We start from the raw sequence: 19,995 nt of genomic DNA, 5'->3' as shown, positions 1-19,995 counted from the left end.
GCTTGAACGGCGCGGTGACGCCCTTGACCTCGGCGCCCCCGAGCGCGGTCAGGAGCTGCAGGGCCTGCTCCGGGCCCGGCCGTTGCGCCGGGTTCGTGAACTGCGACGACACGCGCAAGAGGTTTGCGATGTCGAGGGACTTCAGCGCGAAATGCCCAACCTGAAACGGCTCTTTCGACGTCGTGGCCTGAAGGCCGTCGATCGCGAAGTCGCCCTTTCCGCCGTCCAGGCTGTAGCGGATCGCGGCCAGTTTGAACGGCCCCTCCGGCGTGTCCACCGACATTCCACGCATCTCGGCGTTGCCGATCCGAAGGCCTTCGTAGATCGCCGCGACCTTGTCGATGAGTTCGCGCGCCTGCTCCGGAGTCGGCGTGGTGCCGGGTTGCGGCATCACGGCCAGGATTGCGGGGATCTGCAGCCGAGACGGTCGCAGCCCGACATCCTCGATGCTCATCCCCTCAATGCGCATGTGCGGACCTGCGACCGCGCTGAACTCGTAGGGGCCGGTCGAAACCTGGCGATAGGCGCGGTGGTATTGGTCATCGCCGGCCTTCTGGGGATCGAGGACGGCGGCAAGTGCCGTGGAATCGACATCATGCGACTCGATGTTGGCGACGTGGCCGGTGAGCTTTTCGGTCTTTCCGGCCTGCTGCATGGTGAGATTGAAAGTCATGTCGGCGAGCTTCATGGCGGCGATCTTGCCGTCCTTGATGTTCTCCATTGCGAAATCCGAATAGGTGAAATCGCCGGCCGCTCCTGCGGCGCCGTTGAAGTCGAGAGAGCCGGTCAGGTTCGGGATCGACACCTGTGACGCATTGACCTCCGCAAACTGCTCGAGCAGGGACCGGTAGACGTCAATGAGCGACGATGACGTCTGCTGCCTCGGGCTGCTCGGACCGGAATAGGCGTTGACGGTGATTTTCGGTGCCTTGTAGCTGATGTGCCCGTTTGCCGGCGCCGCGAGCTGAACGTCGAGCTCCAGGCCGGCCGCCTCGATGCGATCGGCCGAGAAATGCGTCGCGTCCGGCTCGCCGACGCCGGAAGCCGTGACATTGGCGAGCTTGACGCGCACCGGCGGCTGGGTGGCCGATTCGCTCTCGAGGTCGGCGATCGTGACCGTGCGGCTCAGCAGGTCGAACGCCACCTTGCCGTAGCTCGCCTTGCCGCCCTTGCCGCGGAGCTGCTCGAACGACGCGTCGAGCTGAGCCGCGATTCGCTGCTGGGTGTAGAACTGGAAGCCGAAGAAGCCGGCCGCCGCGACGATGATGACGGCGGCGAGGCCGATCAGGATCTTTTTCATTCGGTTACTCCGGATGCGGGGCGCGGTGCCGATTTAAGGAGGAATGATGGGAGGAGACGGGCAGGTGGATGACGTCAATTTCCGCCGGCGAGAGGGCCATCACGGGGTTGCGATCACACGTAGCATCCAATCCATTGCACGTGCGTCACCTCCGATTGAGGTGCGGGAAACTGGATTCTGAAATGTGACCTCCAGGCGAAACGACGGAGCCGGAAACCCGCGAGCGTGTCGTCCCATTCCCGAGACCGCCATTCCGCGGCACTGCACTACCACTCGCAGCTGCCGCCCGGCAAGCGCGAGTTCCGGCCGTGGGCGAACGGGCGATCTCGCGCCGACCTATTTCGGCCGGAGCCAAGGAAAACAGGGTTGCGTAAACCTAGATTCACAACCGCCGGAGCCATTATCACGATCCGAGCTGCACACTGGTCGGGCGGCCCTTGGCGGCTTCGAGGGTCGGTTTGGTGTCGACTGCCGCCACGATCCATCTTCGGAACGCGTGCATCGCATCCGTCTCGACCTTCGATTTCAGCGATGTCAGCCAGTAATCGCCCATCGCGACAGTGACGTCGAACGGCAGCACCAGGCGGCCCGCCGCCAATTCCCGTGTGAACATTGCGACGGGCAGCAGCGCGACGCCTGCGCCTTGCGCGGCGGCTTCCGCCATCGTGATCGAGGAATCGAACATCGCACCCTTGATCGACGGGCATGCGATGCCGGCAGAGGTGAACCATCGCGGCCATTCGTCGGCGCGGTAGGAGCGCAGCAATGTCTCCTCCGCGAGATCATGCGGGCGGTTGAGACGCTTTGCGATCTGCGGCGCACACACCGCCGACAAGGGTGCCGCCAGGAGGTAAACCGCATCGGTGCTGCGCCACAAGCCGTCGCCATAGCGGACGGCGAAGTCGAGGCCTTCGCCGGCGAGATCGACGCGGTTGTTGTTGGTTTGGATGCGCACATCGACGAACGGATGCAGCGCTGCGAAGTCCGGCAGCCGCGACAACAGCCAGCCCGTCGCGAACGTGCCGACGACGCCGACGCTGACGACGCCGCGAAAATGGCCGGGCTCGAACCGTTCGAGCGTCATGCGCATGCGGTCGAAGGATTCGGCAATCGCCGGAAACAGCGCCTGTCCCTCGTCGGTCAGCGCGAGACCGCGCGGCAGGCGGCGAAACAGCGTCACGCCCAATCGCTCCTCGAGCCTCTTCGTCTGGTGGCTGACCGCGGCCTGACTGACGCGCAGCTCCATGCCCGCCTTGGTGAAGCTGAGATGCCGTGCCGAGGCTTCGAAGGCGCGCAATGCGTTGAGCGGCAAATGAGGCTTGAAAAAATGAGGCTTGGAAGAACGAGGCTTGGACGAACGAGGCTTGGACGAATGAGGTTTGGACATGCCGCGTACCCTAATTTTTTTGGGATCAATCCTTACAATTTGTCGTCTGTGCGCGCCAGACCCACTGAATTAGTAGGGGCTCCGCAGCAAACTGCTCGCGCTCGACTGATGGACGGCTTCACGCCGCGGCGAGAAGATAAGGAGCTGACCTATGAGGCTCGTTGGACCGATCGCCCCCCTTACGCGCCGTGCGGCGCTCCGACTGTCGATCGGCAGCATTGCGCTGATAGCCTGCGGGCGGAGCCTGACGGCGGGTTCGACCGAACGCAACGACCTCGAAGCCGTCTTCAAGGAGCACGGTGTCGCGGGAACCTTCGTGCTCTACGACGTCGCGGGCGATTCCCTCACCCTCGTCAATCCGGTGCGAGCGCAGACACGCCTCGTTCCGGCCTCGACCTTCAAGATCGCCAATACCATCATCGCGTTGGAGACCGGCATCGTGAAGGACGAGAACGAGATCATCCCCTATGGCGGCAAGCCGCAACCGTTCAAACAATGGGAGAAGGACATGTCGATGCGCGAGGCGATCGCGCTGTCCGCCATCCCGATCTACCAGGAGATCGCCCGCCGCGTCGGGTTGGCGCGCTATCACGATTGGCTCGCACGCCTCGACTATGGCAACCGGCAGACCGGCGAGAGCGTCGACACCTTCTGGCTCGACGGTCCGCTGGAGACCAGCGCGGTCGAGCAGGTCCGCTTCGTTGCGCGGCTGGCGCAGCAGAAGCTCGATGCGTCGTCGCGCGCACAATCGATCACGCGCGACATCATTCGGCTCGAAAGCAAGGACGGCAAGACGCTCTATGGCAAGACCGGATGGCGCTTCTCCAGTACGCCGAATCTCGGCTGGTGGACCGGCTGGGTCGAGCATGACGGAAAGATCTTTGCCTTCTCACTGAACATCGACATGCCCGGCGCTGCAACGGACGTGCCGAAGCGCGTCGCAATCGGCAAGGCGATGTTGTCGAAGCTTGCAGTGCTCTGAACGAACGCGGTCAAGCAATGACTGGCGAAGATGTCGCGCAAGCTGTGCACTGGTTGGCGAGCGTTGCGCTCATGCGTCGATTCGTGATTTGCCAACCCAGCCTCACAACAATAGTTCGGACGATACCGAAGCATCCCATTCCCAATATCCACTAAGCAAAGGGCAAGGTCGCACCGTGCGCAAAGGAACCGAAGCCATGTCTGAACGCGCCAACACCGAAGAGATCCGGATCAAGACCCTTCTCGAAGCCTGGGCGGATGCAGTCCGCCGTCATGATCTTCCGGCGATCCTCGCGCATCATGATCAAGAAATGGTGATGTTCGATCTTCCGCCGCCGCTTCAATGCAGAGGCCTCGAAGCGTACGCCCAGACGTGGGATCTGTTTTTTCGCTACCACAAACCTGGCGCAGGCTTTGACTTCCGAGAACTCGCCATTACTGCGGGTGCGGAGGTCGCCTTCGCGGTGGCCATCATGTGGTGTGGACCCGATTCGTCCAGCAACCCCAAGGACAAGGACGGCTTTCTTTTCAGGCTCACTGTGGGATTGCGAAAAGTCGACGGCAACTGGCGCATTACGCACGAGCATCACTCGGAGCCCGCCACAGATTGATTCCTCCGGCTGATCAGCCGCCAGCCGTGCGTCATTTCCGGCTGCTTCCGCCGAGGCCGTCCGCTGGCTGACGTCCGCTTATGCGCCGTAAGCACCGAGCCGCCCTCGGGGGCAGCCGTTTGACGTGACTGATCCGACTTTCTTCCCGAAGCCGAATCAGGCCGGGGTCCAGCTGTTGCATGCTGGGTGATACTGCAAGGCGATCCGGACGCGAGCGGCTTTCGGCGCCACCGATGATTGGAGCGACACACCGCGCGCGATCACGGACACGTGTGACTCTAACGCGCAGTTGTGCTCGCGCGTCGTGCACCAAACGCGCCGCGTCACCTCGGTGACAAGTCGAAGCACTAGAGTGCCTCTCTCTCGAATTCTGAGTGCGAGGATTTTCGATATGCGCGGAATGTTGCCGCCGGGCGAAGCCCGGATGCGGGCATGTGTCATGCGGATCCACGACCGCGGGCGGTGGACATACCGGGACTGGCTCAGGTCGCGCTTGCTGTGGAAATTCTTTCCCTGGTACGCGCGCGAGATGCGCTATCGCGGAAATTTCTGCGTCGGACCGGGCTGCATGTACTGGTTCTGGGAGGACCCGGACAAGAAGGAGCGCGGCTATTGTGCCGCGGCGGTGTCGCGCACGCTGAACATGATGTGGGCGATGGAAATGGAGGAGGACGAGACGACAGACGAAGCCCGGCAAGCGCGAGGCCCAGGCGATCGCTCCGCCCCCAAACAAGCGTAACACGGCTCGATATGTCGGATCGCCCTCGATAGCCATGGCGTGTTCGGTGTTTGCACGTTCGCGCACGACCTGCCCGACGGGCAGTTTTTGCATGCACACCATGCGCGGATCAGTGCTTGTCGCGTCGGGCAAATCAGAACGATTCTCTCGCGCATCCCGCCCCGATGAAGAGGGACGTTTCGGCCGATCGTCACGATACGTGGGGCGGGGATGCGATGGACGCGGAAGGCATGCGAGACGAGCGTGACCTTACGCGGACGGCAAAGCCGTGTGGTCCTGGCGCCGCGACGCTGGCGTCAAGTTCGCGATGATGCTTCGCATCACGCGGGCGACGGGGGCAAGACAGCCCGTTCCCCGGGGAGAGCACGGAGGACACTGTTAAAACCATCGCGCAGGGAAGGCCGGTTGATCCGTCCGTACCTGTGGTTCTGCCGCGTGCTACCTTTGCTGCACGCGGACCGCGGGTGCGATGGGCATCCGGTCTTCCCTGCGCCCTCTTCGATTTTCGAGGGCCGCCAAGTTGTTCGCTGCACCCGGGCGTGAACGCGTCGCGGGACCGCGGACCTGCGCTCACCTCAAAGTGGTACCATTTGAATGACGCCAGTGCGCCGATTTCGTCGCTCGCTATTCCCGGAGCTGTTGATCCGAGCCGTCTCGGATATTGCGTGAAGGCACCTGTGCATGCTTCACATGCGTCTTCGATCCGGCGGAGCTCATTCGAGCCTGACGAAATCAGGATTTTCCGGCCGGCAGGATTCGCTGGAGCATGCATGTCGTCCCATTCGGAAGATCTCCATTCCGCGGCTCTGGCCTACCATCGGCTGCCACGGCCGGGCAAACTCGAGATCCAGGCGATCAAGCCGCTGGCGAACCAGCGCGACCTGGCACTGGCCTATTCCCCCGGCGTTGCGGCGGCCTGCACGGAGATCGCCAGGAATCCGGGTGAGGCCGCGGCGCTGACCACACGCGCCAACCTCGTCGCCGTCGTCTCCAACGGCACGGCCGTTCTCGGCCTCGGCAATATCGGGCCGCTGGCCTCCAAGCCCGTGATGGAAGGCAAGGCGGTGCTGTTCAAGAAGTTCGCCGGCATCGACGTGTTCGACATCGAGATCGCCGCCGACACCATCGATCGCGTGGTGGAGACGGTGGCGGCGCTGGAGCCGACCTTCGGCGGCATCAACCTGGAGGACATCAAGGGGCCGGAGTGTTTCGAGATCGAGGCGCGCCTGAAGGAGCGCATGAAGATACCGGTGTTTCACGACGACCAGCACGGCACCGCGATCATCGTCGGCGCCGCCATCACCAATGCGCTGCTGCTGAATGGCAAGAAGCTCTCCGAGGTGAAGATCGTGGCGTCCGGCGCGGGGGCGGCGGCGATCGCCTGCCTCAACCTCCTGGTCTCGCTTGGCGCCAGGCGCGAGAACATCTGGGTCTGCGACATCGAGGGCCTCGTCTACGAAGGCCGCACCACGCTGATGGACCGCTGGAAAGGCGCCTATGCGCAGAACACCGACAAGCGCAAGCTCGCCGACGTGATCGGCGGCGCCGACATCTTCCTGGGCTTGTCGGCGCCGAACGTGCTGAAGCCGGAGATGGTCAAGGAGATGGCGGACCAGCCGCTGGTGATGGCGCTCGCCAATCCGGACCCCGAGATCATGCCCGACGAGGCGCGCGCGGCGCGCCCCGACGCCATGATCTGCACCGGCCGGTCGGACTTCCCGAACCAGGTCAACAACGTCCTTTGCTTCCCGTTCATCTTCCGCGGTGCACTCGATGTCGGCGCCACCGCGATCAACGAGGAGATGAAGCACGCCGCGGTCGACGCGATTGCGCAGCTTGCACGCGATCCGCCGTCGGACGTGGTGGCGCGCGGCTTCGATGCCGGCGAGACCCAGGGATTCGGGCCAGGCTCGCTGATCCCGAGCCCGTTCGATCCGCGGCTGATCCAGCGCATCGCGCCGGCGGTGGCGAAAGCGGCGATGGAGTCCGGCGTCGCGACCCGGCCGATCCGGAATTTCGACGAATATACCGCGCTGCTCGAGCGCTTCGCGTTCCGCTCCGGCCTCGTCATGAAGCCGGTGTTCGCCAAGGCCAAGACCCAGCCGGTGCGCATCATCTACGCCGAGGGCGAGGACGAGCGGGTGCTGCGCGCCACCCAGGTGGTGCTGGAGGAGAAGCTGGCGCGGCCGATCCTGGTCGGGCGCCCGTCGGTGGTGGAGACGCGCATCAAGCGGTTCGGGCTCTCGATCAAGGCCGGGCACGATTTCGACCTGGTCAATCCCGAGGACGATCCGCGTTATCGCTCCTATGTGCAGTCCTATATCGAGGTGGCCGGCCGGCGCGGCGTGACGCCGGACGCAGCCCGCACGGTGGTGCGCACCAACGCCACGGTGATCGCGGCGCTGGCGGTGATCCGCGGCGAGGCGGACGCCATGATCTGCGGCGTGGAGGGCCGCTACATGAGCCACCTGCGCCACGTGCGCGAGATCATCGGCCATCGGCACGGGGTTTCCGATTTCGCCGCGCTGGCGATGATGATCACGAGCAAGGGCGCGTTCTTCATTGCCGACACCGAGGTGCGGCCGAACCCGAGCGCCGACGAGCTCGCCGAGATGGCGGCGCTGGCGGCCAACCATGTGCAGCGCTTCAACCTGAAACCGAAGATCGCTTTCCTGTCGCACTCCGATTTCGGCGGCTATGACACCGACTCCTCGCGCAAGATGCGCCGCGCCACCGCGCTTCTGAAGGAGCATCACCCCGAGCTCGAGGCCGATGGCGAGATGCAGGGCGACACCGCGCTGTCGGAGGCGACGCGCAAGCTGGTGCTGCCGCATTCCGAGCTGGAAGGCGTCGCAAACATTCTGATCATGCCCAATCTCGACGCGGCCAACATTGCCGCCCAGACGGTCAAGATCCTGGCCGACGCGGTGCCGGTCGGACCGATCCTGATCGGGCCTGCGCGTCCGGCGCATATCCTGACGCCGTCGGTGACCGCGCGCGGTGTTCTCAACATGACCGCGGTGGCGGCGGTCGAGGCGCAGGAGCGTGCCGGGCGTCAGCAGCCGAGCCTGTTCAGCTAACATTCATCTGATCGTGACGAACTGCTATCACGCTGTTTGTTCCGGTGGATCGAGGTCGCCGTAAGGTCAAGAAAATGTCGTGGTTCCCTACGCATGTTGTGCGCGCTTGGCCTTACATTTGATCGTTTGAAAAGCGAACGCGGAGCCCCCATAATGCTCTTGCCCCGCGATCTTCGCCCCTAAATCCCATCAGTGAGGCCTGCCATGCCAGCATTCATGACGTTCGGGCGGATTCTGTTCGCCGTGCTTTTCATCTACACGGGGGCATCGAAACTGTTTGCCGTTCAGGCGACCGCGGACAGCATTGCCTCCAAGGTGATCATTCCCGACGTGCTCGCGCCCTATACCGCACAACTGGAAAGCTTGACGGGAATGCCGACCCCGCAGGTGCTGGCCATCGCGGTCGGCGCGTTCGAGGTCATCGCGGGCCTGATGATCGCGCTGAATTTCGGCGCGCGCTTCTTCGCATTTCTCCTCATTCTGTTCGTCTGCGCCGTGACATTCTATTTCCATGATTTCTGGAACCAGCAGCCGCCGGACGCCAAGATGCTGATCGATGCATTGAAGAATCTCTCGCTGGTCGGCGCGCTGTTCATGATCATCGGATACGGCAGAGGACCGAAGGTCGTCGAAGCCGCCTATGGCGACGTGTAGCTGGGGGAAATGCCGGCTTGATGAAGGAAGTCTATGATCCATTGCGGGAAGGACCGGTTGGAGCAGCCTTGCGATCGATCGGGGCAGGGGCCGCCGGCCGGTGGCGGATTTGCGACCTGGCAGGATTGTGTCCGCCCTTGACGACGCGGCCTTCCGGCAATGACTTGGTGACGAGCCGGCGCGCCGGGCTGTTGGCCTTGTAGTAGCCCTCGTAGCAGTTCATTTGGTCTGTTCCAGTGTCTTGTAGGGAAACTCGATATCGATATCGTCCAACTTTCGTGCGAGGTAGACGCGCGGTGTCTCCAACAGGCGATTGCCTTCGAAATCGTAGACGACGACGTCGCGGAGGCGGAGCTCGCGCCGCGTTTCCGCCTCCGAGAAGGCCTCGATCCAGCCGGCGTAGATCAGCCTTTTCTGAAAATCGCGAAGGTGGATATATTCCGCCTCCGGGCCGCCCGAGTTGAAGGTCGCATGCCAGACATCTCCATCGCCGAGCTTTCTCGTGGCTCCGATCGCGCGCAGGAAACGGCCGATGAGGCGGTGCGTGCCGACATAGAGCCATAGCACCGAGAAGAGCACCGACGCCGCGGATACGAAGAGGATGAGCTGCACGGAATGGCCGTCGAGACGCGCTTCGTCGCTCCCCCAACGCAGGATCGGAATGCCGCTGGCAGCAGAGTCGAGCAGGCGATCGAGACCGCAGGCGAGGAGATACGCGACAAGGCCGAAAACGAATGTTCGTTGCAGAACGTGCCATGCGGTGCGGTTGGGGAGCGGTCCATACGCCGCGTCGATGCGTTCCCAGACAAGGCCGGGAAGCAGGATGAGGGTGAGCTGGAGAAAAAGTTGATTCATGGGCATTGGACGGCAGCTACGAATATACCGTCCATGAGAACATATAGGGAACTCATAATCAAGCCGGCTCGCGCCTCATTTTGGGCGGGCCAGCCAGCGGGGGTCGCATCACCGAGTCGGGCGCCGCCAGGGGGTGACGGTGACGTCCGCGGCCCGATCGAGGACCTCCCGCTTGTCGGCCATCAGGCCGTGCGCCGCCAGAATCTGCTGCGGGGAGCGCGCTGGCACGCCGGGAAAGCAAGCTTCGCCGTCAGGCAATCGCACATGCGGCGCCTGCGACAGAAAGAAGGCGTCGTAGCGGTCCATGAACATGTCGAACACGTCGGGCCCGCCGATGATCGCGACGGTTCCCGAAGGAACGCCAGCGAACGCGCAAGCCTGCTCGAAGCTCGCGGCCTGCGGATTCCACAGCGTCGCATTGGGATTGGCGGGATCGCGAGCCAGCGCGGCGGTCCCGTGGGTCAGCACGATCCGCCGGCGCTTCGGCGAGTTCGGCTGGCCCTCATGGGAATGGCGGCCGTGCACGATCAGGTCAGCGCGATCGAGCGCCGCGGTGAAGAACTGCTTGTCGCCCTCGAACTTCAACGTGTCCGGCATCTCGCGGTCGGCATTGGCCAGCATGCCGTCCGCCGAGACGATGACATAGCCTTCGATGCGGAACGCCGCCACGAGGCCTCGGCAAGGTTACTGCGAAACTTCGGTCACGACGCTGGAGACCGGACGCTGGCTGACCGTCGGCAGCTTGGCCTCCTTCATCATGATGTCGTCGTATTGTGGCAGCGACTGCACCGGCGCCTTGGCGCGCATCGCCACCACCTTGAAGCCCTCGGCCTTCAATCGGTGCAGAACTTCCGGCAGCGCCTCGGCCGTATGCTTGTGGAAGTCGTGCATCAGGATGATGCCCTTGCCCTGCTTCTCGAGCTTGCGGAAGATGACGTCGACCACCTGCTTGGCGTTGCGCGCCTTGAAGTCGAAGGAGTCGAGATCGCAGGAGAAGATCGCGACGTTGCGGGTGCCTAGATAGGTGACCATTTCCGGCGGATGCCGCAGATCGGGGAAGCGGAAGAAGGCCGCAGGCGGCACGCCGCCCAGCGCCCATTTCACGGCGCTGATGCCCTTCTCGATCTCTTCCTTGCGCTGGTCGTCGGTCAGCTTCTTGCTGGTGAGGTCGGCATGCGACCAGGTGTGGGTGCCGACGGTGTGGCCGGCGGCATAAACCTGTTTGATGATCTCGGGATAGTAGGTTGCGTGCTTGCCGATCGTGAAGAAGATGCCGGTCGTGCATTCTTCTGCCAGCGCCTTCAGCACCGCCGGGGTGTTTTCCGTCCAGGGGCCGTCGTCGAAGGTCAGCACCACCTCGTGGTCGCGCAGGAAATCCAGCTCCTTGAAATGCTCGAAGCCGAAGCCGGGGCCGCCGGTGGTGTCGATCTCCAGCGTGCGGCCGACGCCGAGTGCATTGGGGTTGTTGCAGGGAGCCCGGGCGGGCTGGACCTGGCCGGATGGGGGCGCCGCGGCGGGCAGCGGCGCCGCAGCCATCCCGGGAGAGGCAGGGGCAGCCCGCAACATGGCCGCGCCCTCGGGCGGCAGAGGCTGGCTCTGCGACCATGCGAGGCCGGGCGCACACAGCGAAACCGCAAAGATCAATCCTGCCGCAACACGCATGTCGTTGTTCCCCTCGATTCTGGTCCGCCGCTTGCGGCTTTCGCTCGTGGTCCCCGAGCCGAATTCTCGCCCCGTTCGATACTAGCTTAGTCAGGCCGCGAGCGCCAAGGCCACGAATGGACAACAACATGGCCGAATTGTCGCGAAGCCGGTTAACGGCGCGCAGTATTTTTTCAGGCCCCGGCAAGCGTGCGCGCGATCGCGGTCTTGATGCGGGTGTCGGTCGGTTCGACCGCGGAGGGGAATACGTCGGCGATATAGCCGTCGCGGCCGATCAGGTATTTGTGGAAATTCCAGCGCGGCAGTTCCTTCGGCCGCGCCTGTGCGGCCCATCGGTAGAACGGGTGCGCGTTCGGCCCCAGCACGGGGGCCTTTGCCGACATCGGGAAGGTAATCTTGTATTGCCCTTCGGCGGTTTCCGCGATCTCCCGCGCGCCGCCCGGTTCCTGGCCGCCGAAATCGTTCGAGGGGACGCCGATCAGCCCGAGGCCGCGCTCGCGGAATTCGGTCCACAATTCCTGCAGCCCGGCATATTGGGGGGTGTAGCCGCACAGCGAGGCCGTGTTCACGACAAGCAGGGGACGGCCGGTGTAATCGGTGAGATGGAGATCGCCGCCGGCGAGCGCCTCGAACGAGAAGGCGTAAGCCGTGATTCGGCTCACCGCACTCTCCGCATGCACGGCACGGCCCGCGATGATTCCCAACGCGCCGGCGATCACGGCTCGACGGTCCAACATGGCGATATCTCCTCGCATTGTTCCGACGATAGCCCAGCCGGCAACTTGCCGCCCCTCAAGTTGCCGTTATGGCCGCGTTCACTTCGGCTGTGCGGTCGAAGGCGTCAGGCACCAGGGCAAGGGCATCAGCGGCATGTAATAGCCGTTCCATTCGCAGCTCGACTGCGGGCCCTTGCGCATGAAGGCGTATTTGATCGGCTCGGCCTGTCCGACGGCTATGTGCAGTCCGAGCAGGGTGAGGGCGATCGGATAGGTCCAGTTATGGAAGCGGAAGTCCGGCATCGCGTCGAGCAGGACGGCACCGGACAGCACGACCAGCGGATCGGTGAAGATGAAATACTCGACTTTCAATCCCCGCCGCACGCCGAGCGTGTCGATGCCGACCGCCATCAGGAGCAGCACCAGCGCCTGCAGCGCCGCCTGCCGCTTGCCGGTCCGCCATGCGTGGACGATGGCGGGGATGATGAGCCAGACGAGGAAGACGGTCGGGCGCGGCGAGGAATGCAGCACGAAGGTGTAGCGCGCAATCACCGAGCCGAGGTCTTGCAGCAGCAGCGAGAGCAGGGCCGCAAGGCTCGATCCGTGCGCAACCTCGGAGGTGCCGGCGTCGACAAATGTCAGCATCTTCTCCAGCGGATTGACGACGGCGATCACGTTGCCTGCGTTGTAGTCGAGATCGAGCAGGAGAAGCGCAAGGGCGGCACCGGCCACGACCGCGAACGCCGACGTCATGGCCTCTGCCGCGCTCACCCGCCAGATCGCGGCGTAGACAAGCATGCAGCCGAGCATCAGGAGCGCCAGCGCAACCTGGTAGACGCCGAAGCGGCCGAGCAGCAGGGGATGGAAACGCGCGGCCTCGAGCAAGGACTGGTCGAGGCCGGTGGCGATCAGGGGCCATGCGGCGTATCCGGCGGCGAGGGCGAGAGCGGCCGCGACGGCAAGGGCAAGCAGGCCGTTGCGGGTCCTCCAGAACAGCACGCTTCCGCTCGCCTCGCCGCCGAATGGCAGGATCACGAGCGGCAGCGCACCGATCAGGAGGATCGCCTGCACCTTGTTCTCGAGCCCGATCACGCACAGCGCGGCGGCAAGCGCCATGCCGGCCGGACGCAGCGCGCTGGCGCGGCGCCCGATCACGATCAGGATCATCAGCGCGAAGATCACCGGGCAGGCCGCCACCAGTTCGCTGCGCAGGATGCGCGAATGAACGGCGACGCCGCCGGAGAGCGCAAAGGCCAGGGTCGCAAGCAGAGCCACCCGCCAGTCGCGGACGATACGGCGGATCAGATGAGCGAAGATCAGCACGCAACCAACCGCGATCAGGAACGCCAGGACGCGGCCGGCGCGGACGGCGTTCGTCATGGCGATGTCGAACCCGGCAGCGTCGGTGGCCGGCGGCACAGCCGGCAGCGTGAAGGCATCGAGCCATCCGAGCCCATGCAGCAGCGCGAACCAGGTCCTGACCGAGTCGATGGTCAGATAGGCGGTGTGGTCGAGGAAGTGCTGCGGCTTGCTGTCGTTCATGGCAAGCGCGCTGTAGATCACCATGAAGTCCATGTCGGCGTTGCGCCAGTAGACGACGGCGTAGCCGAACAGCAGAAAAGACAGCGCGAGGCCTGCGAGGATCGCTGCGAGACCCCAGGTCCAGCCGATCGAGGTCAGGCGGTCGAGCGCATCCCGGGTGGCGGCAAAGCGAGGCGCGGCCGTCGGCGCCATGGCGGGGAGCTCGGTCATGCCAGCAGTCTTAGCCGCCGGCCCGCACCGGCGCTAGCGCAGGGAAATGATGAAATCGGTGCCTTCGCCGGTCTCGCCCTGGTTGATGCCCTGGTCGGACACGATGATCGATCCGCCCGCCGTCATCGCCTCGGCGATCCGGGTCATGACCTCGGGCGGAATCGTGATGCGGTCGAGCGCCTCGGCCGGACTGTCGGGGACCAGCAACGGCTTTGCCTCCGCCGGTTCCGTGTCCTTGCGGTGTCGCGAGCTGCGCTCACCATCCTCGTGGCGCATGAGACTGCGGACGGAAACGGGAAGCGAAAGCACCGACCAGTGCAGGAGGTTGGAATCGGTCTTGTCGGTTTCGGCCGTGAAGACGTGGGTGCCGAGCGGGCGGTCGCTCGCCGCGATCGTCACCGGAACATCGAACAGCGGCGCGAAATTCTGTCGGACATAGAGCTTGGAATCCTTGCGGCTGACAAACACCGCGATCTGACCCTTGCCCTTGGGGATCTCCGGGATCGAAAGCGCGGGCTTCACGGCATCGCCTATGCGCGTCTGGTCCTTCTTCGGGTCGGGAGCACCGGTCGGCTGTGCCGAATCCGCCTTGGCGCCGTCCGGCTTCTCCTCTGCCGATTTGACTGCGTCCGGTTTCGAGGCTGCGGACGGCGCCGGAGCTGCCTCGGCATCGGCCCGCGGCGCGGGGGTCTGCGAAGGATCGGCCTTGATATCGGCCTTGGTGTCGGCCGGCTTCTCTTCGGATTTCAGGCCCGCGGTGTGCTCGGACTTTGCATTGTCGTCATCCGCCTTTGCCGGCGTCTCGACCGCTTTGGCGCCGGCATCGGTCCCGGCCTGTTGTTGCGCCGGCTGGCCATCGTTCACGGGATCGTTGCGGTCGGGGCTGTCCTTCGTCGTCGGCGGAATAGCATCGGCGTCAGCGACCTGCGCGCGCGCCATCGCAACGCTCGTCGAGGAAACATCCGACAGGGTCAGGGAACTGAGCAGATTGCCGCTGGCGTCGGCGGTATGGCTTCGATAGCGCAGCGGCGAGGAGGCTGCACCTGCGTCGGCCTTGGCAGTATCGCCATGGCCGACCGTCGGCCTCAGCTCCAGCCTGGCTTCCGACGTCATCGGAGAATTTGCCACTGGCACAAGCGATGCACCCTTGTCGGCCTTTGGCGTAGCCGGCATCGGGGGGTCCTGCGCGACGGCGGGCTGGGGCACCACTTTCATCGCCGGAAGCAGCGCATGCGAGAAGCTCTCCGGCGCGATTTCGCCGGGCGCAACGATCACGCGGGCGCCCATCCTGGTCCAGCCGTACATCTTGACCGCAAAGGCCGCCGGCATCCGGATGCAGCCGTGGGAAGCGGGATAGCCGGGCAGCACCCCGGCATGCATGGCGACGCCGGACCACGTGATGCGCTGCATGTAGGGCATCGGCGCGCCGCTGTAGATGTTGGACTGATGCCACTTCTGCTTCTGGATGACGCTGAACACGCCCATCGGCGTGGCGTGGCCGGCCATCCCGGTGGAGACCGGCGCCTGTGCGAACACGCCGGTGTCGTCGTAGATTTTCACCTGCTGCTTGCTGACGGAGACGGCAATGATCAGGGGACCCTGGGGCTTTGCCGCCGACTCCTTCAGCGCGGTTTCGGTCTTTTTTCCAGTGTGACGATGCGCATTCTGTCGCGTATGGTACCGAGGGGCCGGCCGGCTGTAGCCCCCATCATCGCCATACCAGTAATAGAGTGCCCCCTGGGCCTGACAGGCGCTGATCGAGCCGGCTGCAGCCACGACGGCCATGCACCAGAACCGCCCACGAAGCAGCGGTACACCCAGCCCGTTTACACCCGTCATTCCACAATCCTCGGTTACGCGGCCTTACTGTTATAAACGACTTATGCGTTCAACAGCTTTACGATCCCGGGCGCTGCACTTTTCGCATCAACCGTAGCAAAAAAGCCTCACATTGCATTAACGGCCACCTTGTCAACGGACTTCCGGCGAGATGGTGCCACGCCTACATAGTGCAGCCCGTCAACGGAGACTGCCCATGACATCCCGAGCCTCATGCCTGTGGCTGAGATGCCTGCCATTCGTGCTGCTTGCATGGCTGACCTGGCCGGTGCCGCAGGTTTTTGCCGCCGATGAACCAGATTTGATCTTCCGCCGCTCGACGGTGTTCAAGTTGATGACTCCGAACGACAAGCTCGCGACCTATGGGATCGACGACCCCGAGGTGGAAGGCGTCGCTTGCCACTTCACCGTGCCCGAAAAAGGCGGTTTCACGGGCTGGCTCGGCCTCGCCGAGGAGGTTTCGGATATTTCGTTGGCCTGCCGGCAAGTCGGTCCGATCCATTTCAGGGAGAAAGTGGAGCAGGGCGAGGACATGTTCCGGAAGCGGCGCTCGATGTTCTTCAAGAAAATGCAAATCGTGCGCGGTTGTGACGCCAAGCGCAACGTGCTGGTCTATATGGTCTATTCCGACAAGCTGATCGAAGGCTCGCCGAAGAATTCGACCTCCACGGTGCCGATCATGCCCTGGGGGCCCGGGGACACGACGATCCAGAAATGCGGGGATTTCGTTCAGTAGCGGCTGATGCGACAGCGGCTACCGCTTCGCCGATTTCCTCGCCTTGGGGTCGCGGCAGCCGATCAGCCGGACGAATTCCTGCGGCTGGGAGTGAACACCGGAATCGCCGCGCTGCTGGGACATCGCGCCGCAAAGCTTCGCTGCGGACGGGGAAGGGGAGGTTGCCGCCCGGCTGGCGACGCTGATGCGATCGGCCTCGGTAGAAGCCGTGCTGGGCGCTGAATTTGCGAAATTACGAACAACGCTGTGGTCACCACCCATGACTGCCATCCCATGATGAAACAGAGTGTAACGCACAATCATTGCGAAATGATGCGACACGACAAATAGCACCTTTCGGACCGTTTGACACGACGGGTTCGGCTGTTCTGCCCGTGCCCAGCGGGCCGGAGTGTCGCGACCGACGGACCCATCGTACAACCGCTGAAAATATTGAACAATTTCTGGAATTGTTTCGTCGAAGCGCTGCCCACGAAACATTTCTCGGTTCCGACGAAACCATTTTTCGCTTTTTTTGCAGAACTCCGGAAACGGCGGACGATTAAGAAGCGACCAAACAAGAACGGCGGACACCGTCGGATGAAGGACACCGGAGACCGTTTCATGCGCACCGTCAGCCTGATCCTCGCTTTGGTCTTGGTGTTGGCCGGTTCATCGATGGCCGGTTCGGCCGAAGGCGGGCTGCCCGGTGCTGGGACCTTTGCCTATGGCGGACCGCCGGTGGCGGCGACACAGGCGGTCATCGTTGCCGCACGCTAACGAAGAACAAGAACGTCAGCTCAGCCGTCAAGTTGCCATCATGCTCGTTGCCCGCATCGCTGCCGCCGCTTTCCTTGTAAACATCGCACTCGCACCATCCGCTCAGGCCCAGGCACACTTTCGGCCGGTGCTTACGCTGACCGATCCTCGCACCGATTTCGTTCGCCAATGCGCGCCCCATATGCTCGGGCGCTGGGCGCATCCTGAGGAAGTCTGCGGCTGCCTGCACGATCATGCGGCGGCCGTCGTGGAGGATGCGGATCTTCGCGAGGCGCTGTTGCGCGGCATCAGCGAAACCGGCGTGCCGACCATCGAGAACCAGTGGGTCCCGATTTCCAAGCGGTCCGAGATCGGCGCGACTTTCACCAAGATCGCCCGGCCGACCCTGCAATGCATGTTCGAGCCGGCGCAATGATCGTTTCGATCCGTATTGCGGCGATGGCGACCTTGCTTCCGACCTGACCTCGACAGGCACGCCGTGCCGTTGTAGGGCTGCGGCGTTTTCCTCCGGAGCTCAGTACGAATGCGGTGTGGGCGAGGCGCGCTGTACGGCATGGCGCTTGCTGCCTTGGCGGGACCGGCATTGGGCGCGCCCGACGAGGATGTGCTCGGCAGGGCGCAAGGCTATCCGATCGGCCGTCCTTCCAACTGGTACTACGACGAGCATGTCCGGGTCGGCTCCTTCAGCCATCTCGACGACATCCTGCCGCATGACACGCTGGACAGGCCGGCCGCGTCCTTGCCGTTGCCGAACGCGGCGCAGATGCCGCGGATCGAGTACCGGTTCGAGGGCCAGACGCTGACGATCGATGACTTCCTCGCGCGCGAGCGCATCACGGGCCTGCTTCTGATCAGGGATGGCGAGGTGCTTGTCGAGCGCTATCAATATGACCGCAAGCCGAGCGACCGCTTCGTCTCGCACTCGATGGCGAAGTCGATCGTCAGCCTCGCGATCGGCATCGCGCTCGCCGAGGAGCGGATCGGCTCGCTCGATGACACCGTCGCGAAATACGTGCCAAGGCTCAAGGGCTGCCCTTATGGTGAGACCACGATTCGCAACATCCTGCGGATGTCGTCCGGCGTGCCGTTCAGCGAGGTCTATGACGGCAAAGACGACCTGAGCCGCTTCAACAAGACCCGCTACCGGAAGGATTCGGTTGTGGCGCTCTGCCAGTTCGACACGCGCGAGGTGGAGCAGGGCACGCGTTTCCATTATGCGTCTTCCGAGCCGGTCAGCCTGGTGCTGTTGCTTCGCGAGGTCACGGGGCAGCCGCTCAGCGATTACCTGGCGTCGCGGCTGTGGCAGCCGATGGGCGCCGAGGCCGACGCGACATGGGCCAAGGCGCCTGACGGCACGGTGAGCGGCTCGGGCAATTTCAACGCGACGCTGCGCGACTATGGTCGGCTTGGGATGCTGCTCGCCAACGACGGCATGGCCGGCGGCAAGCAGATCGTGCCGAAGGATTATCTGCTCGACGCCACCGAATGGCACCGGCAGCCCCACGCCTTCGCGCCACGGCAGGCGACACCTTATTTCGGCTATGGCTATCTGTTCTGGCTGTTCCCGGGCGAAAAGCGGCGGTTCGCCCTGCTCGGCGTCTACGGTCAGGCGATCTTCGTCGATCCCGAGCTCAAGCTCGTGCTGGTGATGACGGCCGCTGCAAAAACCGCCAACGTCGGTCAACTACCGCTTGGTCGCGAGCGCGACGCGCTCTGGCGCGGCGTGGTTCGGGTCTATGGCAGCTGGTAGGGGCTACTTGGTCTTCGGTCCCACGCGCGGCACGCATTTCTTCGCCGCCAGCACGCCGGTCGGCATCATCTTGGCGCCGGACACTTCCTTGACCTGGCCCGCGGGGCAGGTTCCATCGTCGACAAGGTAGCGTTGGCCCAGTCTCAGATTGACGATATCCTGCTCGCGCGCGACCTGCTGCGACAGCGCATGAGCGGCGGGCGCGTAGCAGCTCACGCCAATCAGGACGAGCAGGCCGAAGCGCGAGTGGCGAGCCGTCATTCGGGAAGCGAGCCTCACTTGTTTTGAATCTTCAGTCCGTTGGGCCCGACGTTGATCTGCAGGCCGTCCGGTTCCTTCCTGGCCTGATATAGATTGTATCCGAGCACCCCGACCGCAACCACCAGCGCGCCGATGATCAGATACAGGACATTGCGGTTGTTCATGCCTTGCTCCGCTCGGAATCGGTCCGGCTGCACTGTAGGGGCATGGCTGCGATTCTGAAAGGCGGTGCGTGGTGCGGTCGAGATGTGGTTTGATCCGAAAGCAAGACAGGGAGCGATACGGACGATGATCAGCGATGAAACCGCGCAACGAATTCTCGACGCCGTCGATGCCGGCTTCGATGCCCAGCTTGCAACCACGAAGGACTTCGTCGCGATTCCCTCGACCCGCGGCGCCGAGGGGCCATGCCAGGACATGATCGGCGACCTGCTGCGGGCGCGGGGCTATGAGGTCGACGACTGGCACATCGACCTCGACGCGCTGAAGGATCTGCGCGGCTACGGCCCGATCGAGCACGATTTCTCCAAGGCGCGGACCGTGGTCGGCACCTATCGGCCGGCGAGCAGCAAGGGAAAGTCGCTGATCCTGCAAGGCCATTGCGACGTGGTGCCGACGGGACCGCTCGACATGTGGGAGACGCCGCCGTTCTCGCCCACCGTCAAGAACGGCCGGATGTATGGCCGCGGCGCCTGCGACATGAAGTCGGGCACGATCGGCGCGCTCTATGCGCTCGATGCGATCAGGGCCGCCGGGTTTCTGCCGACGGGGCGAATCCACTTCCAGTCCGTCATCGAGGAGGAGAGCACCGGAGTTGGCGCGCTGTCGACGTTGCAGCGCGGCTACCGTGCCGATGCCTGTTTCATTCCCGAGCCGACCGGCGGAAAGATGGTGCGATCCCAGGTGGGCGTGA

21 protein-coding genes and 1 pseudogene are annotated in these 19,995 nt (G+C 63.9%); 10 read left to right on the top strand and 12 right to left on the bottom strand.

What is annotated here, in order from left to right; all coding sequences use genetic code 11:
- A pseudogene (locus tag JOY90_RS22005) lies at positions 1–1,300 on the bottom strand (hypothetical protein); the annotation flags it as partial.
- 403 nt (positions 1,301–1,703) lie between these two features.
- A complete protein-coding gene (locus tag JOY90_RS22000; RefSeq protein ID WP_291693217.1) occupies positions 1,704–2,597 on the bottom strand; it encodes a LysR family transcriptional regulator in 894 nt (297 codons plus the stop codon).
- Between the two features lie 241 nt (positions 2,598–2,838).
- On the opposite strand from JOY90_RS22000, the gene blaOXA reads away from it, so the two are divergent.
- The 5 genes from blaOXA to JOY90_RS21975 all read left to right on the top strand — a co-directional run bounded on the left by blaOXA (position 2,839) and on the right by JOY90_RS21975 (position 8,752).
- Positions 2,839–3,669 carry a class D beta-lactamase gene (blaOXA, locus tag JOY90_RS21995; RefSeq protein WP_291693216.1) on the top strand — a complete coding sequence of 277 codons (831 nt, stop codon included), beginning with the start codon at positions 2,839–2,841 and terminating at the stop codon, positions 3,667–3,669.
- Positions 3,670–3,865: 196 nt separating this feature from the next.
- Entirely contained in the window at positions 3,866–4,279 is a 414-nt protein-coding gene (locus JOY90_RS21990) for a nuclear transport factor 2 family protein (protein ID WP_291693215.1), read from the top strand.
- Between the two features lie 493 nt (positions 4,280–4,772).
- Positions 4,773–5,018, top strand: coding sequence for a hypothetical protein (locus tag JOY90_RS21985; protein ID WP_291693214.1), 246 nt, complete (start codon positions 4,773–4,775; stop codon positions 5,016–5,018).
- Positions 5,019–5,788: 770 nt separating this feature from the next.
- The gene (locus tag JOY90_RS21980) at positions 5,789–8,098 is read left to right on the top strand and encodes an NADP-dependent malic enzyme (RefSeq protein ID WP_291693213.1); all 2,310 of its coding nucleotides are present in this window, start codon (positions 5,789–5,791) and stop codon (positions 8,096–8,098) included.
- 204 nt (positions 8,099–8,302) lie between these two features.
- Positions 8,303–8,752 (top strand): DoxX family protein, encoded by a 450-nt coding sequence (locus JOY90_RS21975; RefSeq protein WP_291693212.1) that lies wholly within the window; start codon positions 8,303–8,305, stop codon positions 8,750–8,752.
- Positions 8,753–8,783: 31 nt separating this feature from the next.
- Here the strand turns inward: JOY90_RS21975 and JOY90_RS21970 are convergent, their stop codons facing one another.
- The 7 genes from JOY90_RS21970 to JOY90_RS21940 form a co-directional block, all read right to left on the bottom strand.
- Positions 8,784–8,975 carry a hypothetical protein gene (locus JOY90_RS21970; protein WP_291693211.1) on the bottom strand — a complete coding sequence of 64 codons (192 nt, stop codon included), beginning with the start codon at positions 8,973–8,975 and terminating at the stop codon, positions 8,784–8,786.
- Entirely contained in the window at positions 8,972–9,607 is a 636-nt protein-coding gene (locus JOY90_RS21965; protein WP_291693210.1) for a DUF6338 family protein, read from the bottom strand. Before JOY90_RS21965 ends, JOY90_RS21970 begins: the two co-directional genes overlap by 4 nt.
- Before the next feature lie 108 nt (positions 9,608–9,715).
- Positions 9,716–10,228 (bottom strand): dihydrofolate reductase, encoded by a 513-nt coding sequence (locus JOY90_RS21960; RefSeq protein ID WP_291693219.1) that lies wholly within the window; start codon positions 10,226–10,228, stop codon positions 9,716–9,718.
- Positions 10,229–10,291: 63 nt separating this feature from the next.
- On the bottom strand, positions 10,292–11,269 hold the full coding sequence (locus tag JOY90_RS21955) for a polysaccharide deacetylase family protein (protein ID WP_291693209.1): 978 nt from the start codon (positions 11,267–11,269) through the stop codon (positions 10,292–10,294).
- Positions 11,270–11,442: 173 nt separating this feature from the next.
- Positions 11,443–12,006 (bottom strand): glutathione peroxidase, encoded by a 564-nt coding sequence (locus tag JOY90_RS21950; protein WP_291693208.1) that lies wholly within the window; start codon positions 12,004–12,006, stop codon positions 11,443–11,445.
- A gap of 78 nt (positions 12,007–12,084) precedes the next feature.
- The gene (locus JOY90_RS21945) at positions 12,085–13,737 is read right to left on the bottom strand and encodes a hypothetical protein (RefSeq protein WP_291693207.1); all 1,653 of its coding nucleotides are present in this window, start codon (positions 13,735–13,737) and stop codon (positions 12,085–12,087) included.
- 33 nt (positions 13,738–13,770) lie between these two features.
- Complete coding sequence (locus tag JOY90_RS21940) at positions 13,771–15,576, bottom strand: L,D-transpeptidase (RefSeq protein ID WP_291693206.1); 1,806 nt, start codon at positions 15,574–15,576, stop codon at positions 13,771–13,773.
- 196 nt (positions 15,577–15,772) lie between these two features.
- Here JOY90_RS21940 and JOY90_RS21935 point away from each other — a divergent pair, with 196 nt between their 5' ends.
- Positions 15,773–16,312, top strand: a complete 540-nt coding sequence (locus JOY90_RS21935; protein WP_291693205.1) for a CreA family protein — start codon at positions 15,773–15,775, stop codon at positions 16,310–16,312.
- Between the two features lie 18 nt (positions 16,313–16,330).
- Here the strand turns inward: JOY90_RS21935 and JOY90_RS21930 are convergent, their stop codons facing one another.
- Positions 16,331–16,885, bottom strand: coding sequence for a hypothetical protein (locus tag JOY90_RS21930; RefSeq protein WP_291693204.1), 555 nt, complete (start codon positions 16,883–16,885; stop codon positions 16,331–16,333).
- Between the two features lie 30 nt (positions 16,886–16,915).
- Between JOY90_RS21930 and JOY90_RS21925 the strand changes: the two genes are divergently transcribed.
- The 3 genes from JOY90_RS21925 to JOY90_RS21915 all read left to right on the top strand — a co-directional run bounded on the left by JOY90_RS21925 (position 16,916) and on the right by JOY90_RS21915 (position 18,821).
- Positions 16,916–17,071: a hypothetical protein gene (locus JOY90_RS21925; RefSeq protein ID WP_291693203.1), complete on the top strand. Its 156-nt coding sequence runs from the start codon at positions 16,916–16,918 to the stop codon at positions 17,069–17,071.
- A gap of 40 nt (positions 17,072–17,111) precedes the next feature.
- Positions 17,112–17,486: a hypothetical protein gene (locus tag JOY90_RS21920; protein WP_291693218.1), complete on the top strand. Its 375-nt coding sequence runs from the start codon at positions 17,112–17,114 to the stop codon at positions 17,484–17,486.
- 138 nt (positions 17,487–17,624) lie between these two features.
- A complete protein-coding gene (locus JOY90_RS21915; RefSeq protein WP_291693202.1) occupies positions 17,625–18,821 on the top strand; it encodes a serine hydrolase in 1,197 nt (398 codons plus the stop codon).
- Positions 18,822–18,824: 3 nt separating this feature from the next.
- On the opposite strand, the gene JOY90_RS21910 is transcribed toward JOY90_RS21915, so the two are convergent.
- Both JOY90_RS21910 and JOY90_RS21905 read right to left on the bottom strand, forming a co-directional pair.
- Positions 18,825–19,082 (bottom strand): DUF6719 family protein, encoded by a 258-nt coding sequence (locus JOY90_RS21910; RefSeq protein WP_291693201.1) that lies wholly within the window; start codon positions 19,080–19,082, stop codon positions 18,825–18,827.
- Between the two features lie 14 nt (positions 19,083–19,096).
- Positions 19,097–19,246, bottom strand: a complete 150-nt coding sequence (locus JOY90_RS21905; protein WP_291693200.1) for a hypothetical protein — start codon at positions 19,244–19,246, stop codon at positions 19,097–19,099.
- Between the two features lie 124 nt (positions 19,247–19,370).
- On the opposite strand from JOY90_RS21905, the gene JOY90_RS21900 reads away from it, so the two are divergent.
- A partial coding sequence (locus JOY90_RS21900; protein WP_291693199.1) for an ArgE/DapE family deacylase occupies positions 19,371–19,995 on the top strand: 625 nt, incomplete at its 3' end.

Origin of the sequence: Bradyrhizobium sp. (assembly GCF_019242285.1) — a bacterium.
GTDB lineage: Bacteria > Pseudomonadota > Alphaproteobacteria > Rhizobiales > Xanthobacteraceae > Bradyrhizobium.
This window is presented reverse-complemented; position numbering and strand designations above follow the sequence as displayed.

What these genes read in the sequence shown, in the direction of transcription:
- JOY90_RS21980 (WP_291693213.1), top strand. Translation starts at nt 5,789, where the DNA reads ATGTCGTCCCATTCGGAAGATCTCCATTCCGCGGCTCTGGCCTACCAT.
- JOY90_RS21965 (WP_291693210.1), bottom strand. Translation starts at nt 9,607, where the DNA reads ATGAATCAACTTTTTCTCCAGCTCACCCTCATCCTGCTTCCCGGCCTT.
- JOY90_RS21970 (WP_291693211.1), bottom strand. Translation starts at nt 8,975, where the DNA reads ATGAACTGCTACGAGGGCTACTACAAGGCCAACAGCCCGGCGCGCCGG.
- blaOXA (WP_291693216.1), top strand. Translation starts at nt 2,839, where the DNA reads ATGAGGCTCGTTGGACCGATCGCCCCCCTTACGCGCCGTGCGGCGCTC.
- JOY90_RS21910 (WP_291693201.1), bottom strand. Translation starts at nt 19,082, where the DNA reads ATGACGGCTCGCCACTCGCGCTTCGGCCTGCTCGTCCTGATTGGCGTG.
- JOY90_RS21925 (WP_291693203.1), top strand. Translation starts at nt 16,916, where the DNA reads ATGCGCACCGTCAGCCTGATCCTCGCTTTGGTCTTGGTGTTGGCCGGT.
- JOY90_RS21920 (WP_291693218.1), top strand. Translation starts at nt 17,112, where the DNA reads ATGCTCGTTGCCCGCATCGCTGCCGCCGCTTTCCTTGTAAACATCGCA.
- JOY90_RS21990 (WP_291693215.1), top strand. Translation starts at nt 3,866, where the DNA reads ATGTCTGAACGCGCCAACACCGAAGAGATCCGGATCAAGACCCTTCTC.
- JOY90_RS21905 (WP_291693200.1), bottom strand. Translation starts at nt 19,246, where the DNA reads ATGAACAACCGCAATGTCCTGTATCTGATCATCGGCGCGCTGGTGGTT.
- JOY90_RS21935 (WP_291693205.1), top strand. Translation starts at nt 15,773, where the DNA reads ATGACATCCCGAGCCTCATGCCTGTGGCTGAGATGCCTGCCATTCGTG.
- JOY90_RS21940 (WP_291693206.1), bottom strand. Translation starts at nt 15,576, where the DNA reads ATGACGGGTGTAAACGGGCTGGGTGTACCGCTGCTTCGTGGGCGGTTC.
- JOY90_RS21950 (WP_291693208.1), bottom strand. Translation starts at nt 12,006, where the DNA reads ATGTTGGACCGTCGAGCCGTGATCGCCGGCGCGTTGGGAATCATCGCG.
- JOY90_RS21960 (WP_291693219.1), bottom strand. Translation starts at nt 10,228, where the DNA reads ATGCTGGCCAATGCCGACCGCGAGATGCCGGACACGTTGAAGTTCGAG.
- JOY90_RS21915 (WP_291693202.1), top strand. Translation starts at nt 17,625, where the DNA reads ATGGCGCTTGCTGCCTTGGCGGGACCGGCATTGGGCGCGCCCGACGAG.
- JOY90_RS21945 (WP_291693207.1), bottom strand. Translation starts at nt 13,737, where the DNA reads ATGACCGAGCTCCCCGCCATGGCGCCGACGGCCGCGCCTCGCTTTGCC.
- JOY90_RS21975 (WP_291693212.1), top strand. Translation starts at nt 8,303, where the DNA reads ATGCCAGCATTCATGACGTTCGGGCGGATTCTGTTCGCCGTGCTTTTC.
- JOY90_RS21955 (WP_291693209.1), bottom strand. Translation starts at nt 11,269, where the DNA reads ATGCGTGTTGCGGCAGGATTGATCTTTGCGGTTTCGCTGTGTGCGCCC.